This is a genomic window from Paenibacillus sp. AN1007 (assembly GCF_040702995.1).
GTDB lineage: Bacteria > Bacillota > Bacilli > Paenibacillales > Paenibacillaceae > Paenibacillus.
This window is the reverse complement of record NZ_CP159992.1, coordinates 3,640,638-3,652,547: the sequence shown is the minus strand read 5'-3', so window position 1 is coordinate 3,652,547 and position 11,910 is coordinate 3,640,638. Positions and strand designations below refer to the sequence as shown.

Annotated in this window: 11 protein-coding genes; 7 read left to right on the top strand and 4 right to left on the bottom strand. The window is 48.4% G+C overall.

Going from position 1 to position 11,910, the window contains the following annotated elements; all coding sequences use genetic code 11:
- The first annotated feature begins 45 nt into the window (after positions 1-45).
- From ABXS70_RS16160 to ABXS70_RS16150, 3 genes are read left to right on the top strand one after another with little or no spacing between them, the layout of a single operon-like run.
- On the top strand, positions 46-1,446 hold the full coding sequence (locus ABXS70_RS16160) for a CapA family protein (protein ID WP_366289153.1): 1,401 nt from the start codon (positions 46-48) through the stop codon (positions 1,444-1,446).
- 26 nt (positions 1,447-1,472) lie between these two features.
- Positions 1,473-2,225, top strand: coding sequence for a glycerophosphodiester phosphodiesterase family protein (locus ABXS70_RS16155; RefSeq protein ID WP_366289150.1), 753 nt, complete (start codon positions 1,473-1,475; stop codon positions 2,223-2,225).
- Positions 2,226-2,279: 54 nt separating this feature from the next.
- A complete protein-coding gene (locus ABXS70_RS16150; protein ID WP_342555289.1) occupies positions 2,280-2,912 on the top strand; it encodes a fumarylacetoacetate hydrolase family protein in 633 nt (210 codons plus the stop codon).
- Between the two features lie 148 nt (positions 2,913-3,060).
- Here ABXS70_RS16150 and ABXS70_RS16145 read toward each other — a convergent pair whose 3' ends face one another.
- Positions 3,061-3,465, bottom strand: a complete 405-nt coding sequence (locus ABXS70_RS16145) for a hypothetical protein (RefSeq protein ID WP_366289146.1) — start codon at positions 3,463-3,465, stop codon at positions 3,061-3,063.
- 228 nt (positions 3,466-3,693) lie between these two features.
- Here ABXS70_RS16145 and ABXS70_RS16140 point away from each other — a divergent pair, with 228 nt between their 5' ends.
- The 4 genes from ABXS70_RS16140 to ABXS70_RS16125 all read left to right on the top strand — a co-directional run bounded on the left by ABXS70_RS16140 (position 3,694) and on the right by ABXS70_RS16125 (position 8,212).
- Positions 3,694-4,503, top strand: a complete 810-nt coding sequence (locus tag ABXS70_RS16140) for a DUF92 domain-containing protein (RefSeq protein WP_366289143.1) — start codon at positions 3,694-3,696, stop codon at positions 4,501-4,503.
- A 14-nt stretch (positions 4,504-4,517) separates the two neighbouring features.
- Positions 4,518-5,096, top strand: coding sequence for a TetR/AcrR family transcriptional regulator (locus ABXS70_RS16135; RefSeq protein ID WP_342555292.1), 579 nt, complete (start codon positions 4,518-4,520; stop codon positions 5,094-5,096).
- A gap of 59 nt (positions 5,097-5,155) precedes the next feature.
- Entirely contained in the window at positions 5,156-7,087 is a 1,932-nt protein-coding gene (locus ABXS70_RS16130) for an ABC-F family ATP-binding cassette domain-containing protein (protein WP_342555293.1), read from the top strand.
- Positions 7,088-7,273: 186 nt separating this feature from the next.
- Entirely contained in the window at positions 7,274-8,212 is a 939-nt protein-coding gene (locus tag ABXS70_RS16125; protein WP_366289139.1) for a hypothetical protein, read from the top strand.
- Between the two features lie 109 nt (positions 8,213-8,321).
- Here ABXS70_RS16125 and ABXS70_RS16120 read toward each other — a convergent pair whose 3' ends face one another.
- The 3 genes from ABXS70_RS16120 to pepF all read right to left on the bottom strand — a co-directional run bounded on the left by ABXS70_RS16120 (position 8,322) and on the right by pepF (position 11,783).
- Positions 8,322-9,362 (bottom strand): M42 family metallopeptidase, encoded by a 1,041-nt coding sequence (locus ABXS70_RS16120; RefSeq protein ID WP_366289136.1) that lies wholly within the window; start codon positions 9,360-9,362, stop codon positions 8,322-8,324.
- Between the two features lie 109 nt (positions 9,363-9,471).
- Positions 9,472-9,858, bottom strand: coding sequence for a lipopolysaccharide assembly protein LapA domain-containing protein (locus ABXS70_RS16115; protein ID WP_366289133.1), 387 nt, complete (start codon positions 9,856-9,858; stop codon positions 9,472-9,474).
- Between the two features lie 134 nt (positions 9,859-9,992).
- Entirely contained in the window at positions 9,993-11,783 is a 1,791-nt protein-coding gene (pepF, locus tag ABXS70_RS16110) for an oligoendopeptidase F (protein ID WP_342555297.1), read from the bottom strand.
- Positions 11,784-11,910: the final 127 nt, after the last annotated feature.

Genomic DNA, 11,910 nt, shown 5'->3' with positions numbered 1-11,910 from the left:
ATAATGGTATGCATATGGAACTTTTGTACAGAAGAGGAGTTGCTTATGTATCCCCCAAGATCACAGCGAAGCTCAGTGAAGAAAAAAGTAAGGCGGACCCGTAATATAAAGATCAGAATCATCAATGTCATATTGATTGCATCGATTGGTCTTATCGGCGTATTTTATATGCTAAACACACGTGTCCAGCAGCCTGAACAGCCTGCCAGTCAAGAGGTTGTGCAGCAGGAGCCACCATCGAAAATCGATAATCAGGGCGGGGATGCTTTAACCATGCCAGAGGATGAACCGGCCGACAAGTCGGATGAGAATTCCGTCCCGGCTGATGAGAAGACGGATGCAGCATCGGACAATAATACCGGAGATCGTACTGAAGAAGGTGCAGGAGAAACACCGGGGACAGGCGCCGAAAAACCCGCTGCGGGAACCAAACCTGCAAACTCGGAACAAGGGAACTCGGGGAAGGCGGATCACAAAGGAACAACTCCAACATCGGATCCGTCCAAGAACGTCACGATTCATTTTGTAGGTGATATTCAATTTTCCGGTAAAGTGGCAGAGCTGCTGGAGAAGAACGGCTATAACTATCCGTTTGCCAAGCTGGGCAGCATGTTTCAGGATGATGATCTGACAATCGGTAATCTGGAGACCCCTGTAACCCACGGCGGTACGAGCGCAGCGGACAAAACGTACGTCTATAAATCCTCGCCCAAAGCTTTGCAAGCTATGGCGGCCGCAGGATTTGATGCCGTTAACTTGGCTAACAATCACATTCTGGACCAAGGTGTAGAGGGTCTGGTGGATACCCTGAGTTATCTCAAGGATTATGGGATTGCTCATACCGGTGCAGGAATGAATGCTGAAGAGGCCTACGAGCCTGCTTATTTCGAACGTAAAGGCATGAAGATCGCGCTGCTTGGTTTCAGTCGGGTTGTTCCGGTAGCGAGCTGGAAGGCAGACGGTAATCGGGCTGGTGTGGCGGAAGCTTATGATCCAACGAGAGCAGCAGCAGCGATACAGGAGGCAAAGAAGAAAGCTGACCTGGTCATCGTTGCTGTCCACTGGGGAGTGGAACGTGTAAGTACGCCGAATGCGGATCAAACGCGGCTTGCCCATGCGTTTGTGGATGCCGGTGCTGATCTGGTCATCGGCGGTCACCCTCATGTTTTGCAAGGGCTTGAGTACTACAAGGGAAAATGGATTGCCTATAGTACAGGGAATTTTATTTTCACGAGATCAACGAATGAAGAAACCTGGAAAACAGCTGTATTTCAGGCGAGCTGCAGCCGGGATGCAGCATGCAGCATGAAAGTAATTCCGTACGAGGCTGCACTTGGGCAGGCTGTGCCCATGCTTGATGATGCAAACCGGCTTCTGCTGGAACAGATGGCGAAGCTGTCGCCAGGCGTTCGGGTTAACGCGGATGGAACTGCGGTACCTAACTAAGAAAACACTGCTGAGGAGAGATGATCATGAACAATCTGTGTGTAGCCCATCGTGGGTTTTCTTCCACTGCACCGGAGAACACGATGGCAGCATTTAGTATGGCGATGGAAAGACCGGAAGTTCAATGGCTGGAGCTGGATGTGCAGTTATCACGAGACGGTGTGCCTGTAGTCATCCACGATTTCACGTTGGAACGTACGACGAATGGCAGGGGACGAGTGAAGGATACGGACTGGGCTGCGCTGAAACTGCTGGATGCAGGATCATGGAAAGGCAAGAACTACACAGGTGAGCGTATTCCTTCCCTCAGCGAAGTTCTGGATCGTACATGCGGCAAAGTTCGGTTAAATATTGAACTGAAAACACAAGGGGACATGTATCCAGGCCTGCCTGCAGCCGTAATTCATGAGCTCCGCAAAAGACATATGCAGCATGATGTCGTTATTACTTCCTTTGAACCAGCAGCGCTGGTTGAGGTGAAGAAGCTTGCCCCGGAATTGCAAACGGGCCTCATCATTGATGCTAAACCTGCTGATCTGCTTGCAGCACTGAAACAAATGCACTGCACATTCCTCTCACTCGGGTACACCAATGTGGACAAAGCGCTCATGAGCGAAATGAATGCTGCAGGCATTCGAGTGATGGCCTGGACAGTGGATGACAAAGCAGTTATGAAGAAGCTGGCTGCCATTGATCCAGACGTAATGATTTGTACGAATCGGCCTGATGTTTGGGAAGAGGCATTCCAGGAGACGAGCAGCCGCTTTTTCAGACCTTAACCCAAGCGCAGCACAAGACGAAACATTGAATCCAGTAAAGGTGGTTGCAGATCTATGTTGACTAATATTCGCAATGTATATTGTGTAGGACGCAATTATAAACTTCATGCCGAGGAGCTTGGCAATGCAGTACCGGAAGAACCGATGATTTTTATGAAACCTTCTCATGCTGTTGTGCCTCTGAACGGAGAAGCATTGGAACTGCCAGCTGACAAGGGTGAGGTTCATTATGAGACTGAATTGGTGATTCGTATTGGTCGGGACTATGAGTCCGGAGTGCAGGTAGATGAGCTGGTGGATGCGTATGCGTTCGGTATTGATTTTACGCTGCGAGATGTACAGACGGTGATTAAGAAAAAAGGGCACCCGTGGACGGCTGCGAAAGGATTTAAAAACGCTGCGCCCGTCACATCTTTTCAGACATTTCCCGGAGCAGCAGCGCTGCTCGAAAAGGACTTTACTCTGACGAAGAACGGTGTTCAGGTTCAGCGTGGCAATATAGTTAATATGATTTTCAGCCTTCAGGACATCGTGGATTATGTAGGTCATCATTATGGCCTGGGGCCGGGAGATATTATTTTCACGGGTACGCCCGAGGGTGTGGGTGCCGCACAGGTTGGAGATGTGCTTGAACTGTCATGGGGCTCAGAACCGATAGGGGCATGTACAATCAAGGCAGCGGAGTAACCCATTAACGAGAGCGCCTGCAAGGGGTTAAGCAAAAACTCATATCAGGATCGATTAACGTGAGCGGAGGGGGCGTGAATACGCTCCTTTTTGCATTGCGCTGCCTTGAAAAATCTCAATTTCAAAAATAATTCCAGCCAAGGCTTGCTTAGATATAGGCTTTATCTGCACTGGCTGTAATGAGTCCTGCGATTTCCATGGACTGAAGGGCGTGCTGCTCGGAACTGATGCTTCCGCTGGCAAGACGTTCATCCAGCTGTGCCTGGAGCTGTTTGATCTGAATGGCAATGGCTTTGGCGTAATTCCCGCCGCTGCTCTCCGCAATCGTTCGCAGTGAGTGTCCTTGATACAGTTTCTCCTTCAGTTCCTCCTCTGAAGCTTGGTTCAGTGCAGCAAGCAGTTCGTCGCCCTCATTCTCTCTGCTGTTATTCAGATCAACAATGGACCATTTGGGCTCGGGAATGGGAGAGATGGTTGTTTTGCTCCACGCAGACCCGGCAAAAGACATCGTAATCATCATTGTGCCCAGTATAAAAACTCTCTTCATATTCATCGTCATGTTCCTCGTTTCTATCGTTGTGTACGAACTGAATCGCAGCTGTTCTGGTTGTATGAGCTAACTTTATTGTAACCCGTGAACCTGAAGCGAAGCTTAAAAGTATATAAGGTTTGGCCTGGCTGCATGTTCAGTTTCGGCATTGGCCTCAAACCGTGGTATAATTAACTTTCAAAAATATAAAACGTCATGTGCACGGTATGAGTGTCACATGGAGGAGAGTTTATGGATTGGATAATTGGCGCTGTATGCGCTTCGCTGGTGGCCGGGGCCGCTTATGCAAAAAAATCGCTAACCCTGTCTGGATGTGCCGCAGCCATCTTGATGGGTACGATATATTACGGGGCAGGCAATCTGCTCTGGTTTGGCACGCTTTTGTTATTTTTCATCACGTCAACGCTGCTTTCCCGGTTTCGCAAAGATCGGAAGCAGGAGATGGAAAAGTCTTATGCCAAGACAGGTAATCGGGATGCCGGTCAAGTTATGGCTAATGGCGGCATAGGGATGCTGTTATGTTTGGCTAACTGGTTTATTCCACATCCGGCGTGGTTGTATGCTTTTATCGGAGTAATGGGAACGGTCACCTCAGACACCTGGGCAACGGAGATTGGAAGTCTCAGCCGCAAGCCGCCTCGTTCTGTACTTACATGGAAAGTGTTGACTCCGGGAGCCTCGGGTGGAGTTTCACTGTTAGGGAGCTTCGCAGCGGCCTTGGGTGGTGCTGTGATTGGTACGGGGGCGTTTGTCTTCACATGGTTTAGCGGAATAGAACAATCAGGCTGGTTCGGCTGGATTCTGGTTGGGTTGATCAGCGGGCTGGCAGGTGCTTTCGCGGATTCCTATCTTGGTGCATCCGTGCAGAAGATGTATCGCTGCACCGTATGCGGACGAGAGGTCGAAGTTCATGAACACTGTGGTGAGCCAACAAAACAGGTTCGAGGCTGGTCCTGGATGAGTAATGATCTGGTCAACGTACTGAGTTCTGTGATCGGCGGATGTACGGCCATAGGGTTAGGCATCATTTTCGCGCTATAGGGAGGGAATACAGGTTGAATATGGTACAGGGAGACAAATCGGAGGCTATTTTGGATGCGGCTTATGGCATTTTCGGGTCGAAGGGTTTCTACGAAACCAAAATGTCCGATATTGCGGATGAGGCTGGCATTGCAAAGGGCACGATTTATTTATATTTTAAAAGCAAGGAACAATTGTTTGTCGCGGTATCCAAACGGGACTGCAACAGCTTTATCAGCCGTCTGGACTATGCGCTGCAATCACATGAGAATACGGGCGACAAACTTGGCGCCATAGCAAAGACACATCTTACTTATTATTATGAACGCCGCAATCATACCAAGTTGTTTTTTATGGCACCCAACAATGATCCGGATTTGATGAAGTTTATGAAAGCTTTTATGAACGACTATATGAGCATGGTATGTAAGGTTCTTGAAAGTGCAGGCGTCCCAGAGCCTGTGCTGCTGGCAGAAGCGTATATCGGTATTCTGGATCGGCTGAAGATGGATATCATGCTGAATCCGGATTTTAATGAGCAGGATCTGAACAAACGAATCGCTTTTGCGGCGGCGTTGTTTTTAGACGGATGTCGTTCCTTTCTGCGAGTATAAGCAGTTAGGAGACGCGAGACAGAGCATTTCAAATAATAGAGAAGTGTGGGTAACGGGCAATGAATATAATGACGGTAGAACAGATTGCAAAAAGTTATGGCGAGAAAATCCTGTTTAAGGATGCTTCCTTTGGTATGGCGGATCAGGATAAAATCGGCGTAGTGGGTGTGAACGGTACCGGGAAATCCACGTTTTTGCGAGTTATAGCAGGTTTGGAGCCCGCAGATGAGGGACAAATCTCGATTGGTAATGATGTGCGAGTGCAGTTTTTGGCGCAGAATCCGGAATTCAATCCGAACAATACGGTGCTGCAGCAGGTGTTTGAGGGTGATAGTGCCGAGATGAAAACGGTACGCGAATACACGGAAACGATGGAGCTGCTGGAATTACACCCTTCGGACAACTCGCTGAATGAACGCCTGATGCATCTGAACCAACAGATGGAGCATCTCCAGCTCTGGCAGATGGAAAGTGAAGCGAAGAGTATATTATCCAAGCTGGGCATACAGCAATTCGATGCGCTTATGGGCACTTTGTCAGGTGGACAGCGAAAAAGGGTTGCACTTGCTTCGGCGTTGATTCATCCTTGTGAACTGCTCATTCTGGATGAGCCGACGAACCATATCGATAATGATTCCGTTGTTTGGCTGGAGCAGTACCTGCAGAAGCGCCGCGGTGCACTGCTGATGATTACGCATGACCGGTACTTCCTGGATCGGGTTGCCAATGTCATGCTGGAACTGGATCACGGACGATTGTTCCGGTATGAAGCGAATTATACGCGTTTCCTGGAACTAAAGGCTGAACGTGAAGAACGGGAGTCGGCGTCGGAACAAAAGCGCCAAAACCTGCTTCGGACCGAACTTGCGTGGATTCGCCGGGGCGCCAAAGCGCGGACAACCAAACAAAAAGCGAGAATCGATCGCTTTGAACAACTCAGAGATCAGCAGGGGGTTCAGCGTTCTGGCTCGCTGGAAGTGTCTGTTGGTTCCACACGTTTAGGTAAGAAGATATTGGAGATTGAAAATCTCTCCAAATCGATCGAGGGTCGCAAGCTGATCGACGATCTCAGCTATATTGCAGTCCCTGGCGACCGGGTGGGCATCGTGGGCCCGAATGGCAGCGGTAAGTCTACCTTACTGCAGATGATTTCGGGACGATTGCAGCCCGACGCTGGTGAGGTTGTGTTGGGGCCAACGGTAAACCTCGGTTACTTCACACAAGAGCATCAGGAGATGGATGAGACGATGCGTGTAATCGAGTACATCAAGGAAGTGGCTGAGAATGTCAAAACGGCAGATGGTTCACTCATTACGGCATCGCAGATGCTTGAACGTTTTTTATTTAATCCGACAGCACAATGGACGCCGATTGCCCGGCTGTCTGGCGGAGAAAAACGCCGTCTGTATCTGCTTCGAATTCTGATGGCGGCTCCGAATGTGCTGCTGCTGGATGAGCCTACGAATGATCTGGATATTCAGACGCTTGCTGTACTTGAAGACTATCTGGATGATTTTCCGGGTGTAGTGTTTGTTGTATCCCATGATCGGTACTTCCTGGACCGGACAGTAGACAAAGTATTGGCATTTGAGGGGAACGGTGCGATCCGTGTACATGTCGGAGATTACAGCGAATACGCAGAATGGATGCTGAAAAATGCCGCTGGAAATCAGGAAAGCAGTGCTGGATCTGTCAAGAAATCGTCCATCGTGAAAAGTTCTGAAGCTCCCGCAGCAGTTCCCGCAAAACCCAAATTGAAGTTCAGCTTCAAGGAGCAGCGTGAATATGATCAGATCGATGAAAACATCGAGAAGGCCGAAGCGAATCTGTCCCGAATCAACAAGGAGATGGAAGAAGCCTTCAGTGATTCGGCACGACTGCAGGAATTAATGGCGGAGCAGGCTGAGGCTGAGCGTCATCTGGATGAATTGATGGAGCGCTGGACCATACTGAATGAGCTAGCAGAACAGATTGAGCAGAGTAAATCCTGACTCGAATATAGACGAAATCCATAACATCGCCCTCTCTTCAAAGCGGCAGCCTGCTGCTTTGAAGAGAGGGCGTTTTGGTTTCAGATATGGAAGAGCCATCTGGATTAGGGAATAAATATGAAACGTAATCAAAACTCAATACGTTGTATTAATAAACGGTTCCACCGAAGGGAGAGAAACGCCGTATTGATGAATAAAGAAATGAATGAGCAGCTTGCTGTCCTTAAAGAGAAAGGCAGAATTTATGAGAAGTGGAAGAAGCGTCTTCATAAGCTTCAAGAAGAGGATCAGCAGTGGGAAGAGAAAGTGGAGCAGTGCAGGGCTGCCCTGCAAAAGGAACAGAATGATGTTGATCGGCTGAACGGCATGAGTCTTGCCTCCTTTTTCTATGATCTGATCGGAAGAAAGAGCGAACGACTGGAGAAAGAAGAGCTCGAACTGCTGGAGAGCAAGGCGGCGTATGATACGGCTTACCGTATGCTGCAGGATGTACAGGAACAGCGGGTACAAGTGGAGATGGAACTTCAGAGACAGCGCAATTATCAGTTCTGGGAGAGTGACTATAAGGTATTATGGGGCAGGAAAGAGCAGCTCTTGCTTAAGCAGGATCTGGAACTGCAGCATCTGGCCGAAGAACGTGAACATCTGGCGAGTGAGATGCAGGAGCTTCATGAAGCTCTCCGAGAAGGCGAGTATCTGCTGTACGCACTTGAACGTGCAGAGAAAGCTTTGGAATCGGCAGGCAATTGGGGCATTTATGACATGATGGGCGGAGGAGCAATATCGACGCATATCAAGCGCAGTCGTATGGATGATGCTCAAGCAGCGATTATGGATGCGGGCAAACGTTTGCGGCGTTTTCAGAAGGAGCTGGAAGATGTAGAGATGGCAGTCAGCGCGGATTTGAATCTGGGTGGTTTATTGTCGTTTGCCGACTATTTCTTCGATAACTTTTTCGTGGATTGGATGGTTCAGGACAAAATTCGCAGTGCCGAAAAACAGGTGAAACATGGACTTAGTATGGTTCGTCAAACGATACACGTACTTCGACGTGAAATTTCAGATCACGAAAAACGTCTTGAAATTCAGGAACGTCAATATCATGAGTATGTTGAGCATGCCTGACGGATGATCATCCGCTTCGTTCCTGGCTCAACAATAAAGGACACATCCTTTTACACACGGTGTTCGTGTGCAAAGAAGATGTGTCCTTTTATCCTTTGAATTGAGTACCTTACTTTGTAGTAATGTATGCGGCAAGCAGTCGTGCTGTATTCATGACCGCATTTTGATGAGTTCGCTCCATAGAATGGGAGGCATGGACTCCAGGGCCAATCAAAGCCGCGCGAATGTTGTTACCACCACGCAAAGCTGCACTGCCGTCTGAGCCATATTGAGGGTAAATATCGACAGCGTAATCCATACCAGCCTGCTCAGCCAGCTCAATAAGTCGGCTGGTCATATCGTAATCATAAGGACCGGAAGAGTCTTTGGCACATATGGATACATCGGTTTCTTTACAGCTGAGGTCATCTCCCATAGCACCCATGTCCACGGCGATCATCTCACTGATTTCTGCCGGAATATAGGCAGCCCCATGTCCAACTTCTTCATAGTTTGAGATCAGCAGTGAAACGTTATGTACAGGCTTCCAGCCTTCGCGATGTGCGGATTCAAGAATACCAAACAGGGCAGCCACGCTTGCTTTATCATCCAGATGGCGAGATTTGATATACCCGCTTGGTGTAATGACAGCCCGGGCATCAAAAGAGATAAAGTCACCGACACGGATGCCCAGCTTCAGCACATCCTCTTTGGAAGCGACCATTTCATCGATACGAACTTCCATGTGATTTTCAGAGCGCTCAAACGTACGAGCATCAGGATATACGTGTACGGACGGATGCAGGGAAAGAATCGTTCCCGTGTACACCTTGCCGTCTCTCGTGTGAATGGAGCAGTATTCATTCTCGATGCTGTGCATCGTAAAACCACCGACAGAGGTCAGCTTTAACGTACCGGAAGAGGTAATGGACCGTACCATGGCACCGAGCGTGTCTACATGCGCACTTAGTGCAATGGTCTTGGAAGGGTCTTCGCCGGGCAGGGTGAGTACAGCTCCGCCTTTGTTGTTCAGTTCACAGGAGATGTTCAGGGCTTCAGCTTCTTTGCGGATCATCTCAATGATGTGGTGCGTGTACCCGCTGGGACTTGGTGTATCAAGTAGTGTTTTCAAAAATGATAGAACGTAAGATTCATTAATGGTAAAACTCATCGTTATATTCCTCCTTGGTCCTGCAGGCGCCGTTTTCCAAAAGAATACAGCCTGCCTGGGGTAGAATGCATGTCCATTCTGATCCGCCAGCAGGCTGTGTCCAATTTCTCTACAACGTACCTGTAGTGTTTCCTTTGGGTTGACTCTGAATGGAGTCATTGTGCAGCTCGTTGTCTTGTCCAGGTTCGTTTGAACCAACAGCATCCATGTCGGTGTACGAAACAGGTGCGGCCGCGCTGGCTGCAGCAGCTTCAAGTTCAGATACACGCAGATGCAGACGTTTATTCTCACGCTGCAGTCGGTACTGACGGAAAATTCCGTATGAGCCTACGATAATTCCACCAATCAATGTACAGCCCAGAATGAGTAAAATTAAGGGAACCCGAACGGTATTAAACAGCAGATTAACCTGAACAGAATCTACATTAATGACTGCGAAAATACCTGTGAGCAGTGCAAAAACAAGACCTGCAATCAGCGCCCATTGCATTTTCATGATGCTGCCTCCTTGTTGTTGAACAATTGCGAACTAGGATGCATTACCCTTTTTCAGGCAGACTGCATCTTGCTTGATTATAAAATCCCCTGCCCGCCCGGGGCAAGGGATATTAATTACAGGAGATCACAGCCCTATTTGGTTAGCTGTTCCATCTGCTCGATTAATTCCTTGAATACACTCATCGCTTCACGAATAGGCTGCGGCGTAGACATATCCACACCTGCTTTTTTCAAAATGTTGATGGAGTAGTCACTGCCGCCGCTTTTCAGGAATCCGAGATAGCGATCCACCGCCGGCTGCCCCTCCTCTAGAATCTGTTTGGAGAAGCTGGTTGCTGCCGAGAAACCTGTAGCATATTTGTACACATAGAAGCTGTTGTAGAAGTGGGGAATACGCGCCCATTCCATCTCGATATCTTTGTCCACGACCATATTTTTGCCATGGTACTGCACGTTCAAATCATAGTAAATTTCAGACAGGAGCTGCGGTGTAAGGGCTTCGCCCTGTTCTGCGCGCTCATGAATAATTTTCTCGAACTCGGCAAACATGGTCTGACGGAATACCGTAGTCCGGAACTGGTCTGCGTAATACGTAAGCAGGTACAGTTTTTCCTTCGGATCAGTGGACTTATTCAGCATGTAATCCATAAGCAGTGCCTCATTTGTAGTTGAAGCAACTTCAGCCAGGAAAATGGTGTACTGCGCATCCCGATACGGAAGTGTTGTATCTGAATAATAGGAATGGAGCGCGTGTCCCATCTCATGTGCGAGGGTAAACATGCTGTTCAGATTGTCCTTATGGTTAAGCAGCACATAAGGGTGAGTGCCGTAAGCACCCCAGGCATATGCGCCGGAGCGTTTATTTTCATTTTCGTACACGTCGATCCAGCGATTATCGTAGCCGGACTGAAGTGCGTCTGCGTAATCTTTGCCGAGCGGTGCCAAACCTTCCTTCACCGTCTTTTTAGCCTCGTCATATGTGATGTCCATTTTATATTCATCCACAAGTGGAGCGAACAAATCATACATATGCAGCTGATCTACACCGAGCAGCTTTTTGCGAAGATCCATATAACGGTGAAGAAGCGGGAGACTCTCATGAATCGTGTCTACCAAGTTGGTATATACATCGGTCGGGATATTGTCACCGTAGAGGGACATCTCCATCACGGAAGGGTATTTCCGTACGTTAGCGTAAAACATGTTTTTAGTCACATTGGCATTTAATGCTGCTGCAATGGTGTTTTTCTGCTTCGCGTAGGTTTCGTATACGGCTTTGAACGCACGTTCGCGAACCTCGCGGTTTGGATTTTCCAAAAACTGAATGTAGCTGCCGTGTGTCAGTTCGACTTCATTACCATGTTCATCCTGGATACGAGGAAACTTGAGATCTGCATTGTTCAGCATACTGAAGATCGTCTGAGGAGCTTGGGACAGATTCCCGACCTGTGCAAGCAGGGCTTCTTCAGCCTGACTTAACACATGGGCTTTTTCCCGTTTCATCTCTTCCAGCGTGAAGGTATAAGCGGCGAGCTTTTCATTTTGGATAAGTGTGTCAAGTTCTGCATCTGGCAAAGAAAGAATCTCGGGTGTTACAAAGGAAAGGGCTTCACCTACCCGTACACCCAGTTTCTGGGCTTTTTGGGACAGGCTTTGATATGTAGGGTTAGCTGTGTCTTCATCTTGATGCATACGGGCATATACAAAAAGTCGTTCAAGCTTCAGACTGATCTCGTCTTCGTATTCAAAGCATGCTCTAAGGGCCTCGGGCTGATGAAGTTTGCCTTGAAACTCGGAGGCTTTTTTCGTCATAGAAGATACTTCTTCATATTCCTGATCCCAAGCCTTCTGATCGGCAAATAAATCTTCCAGTTTCCAAGTATGCTCGGCAGGCACTTCGGAACGTTTTAATAGTTTACTCATGGGAATCCTCCTTTGATTATGTGCAGAAAATATGGGCATAGCCGCCTTCGTCTCCTGTGCTTGTGCGGCAGGAGACGAAGGGATCAGACTAATAGCCAGTAGAACGGACAACGATTTCACATATTTC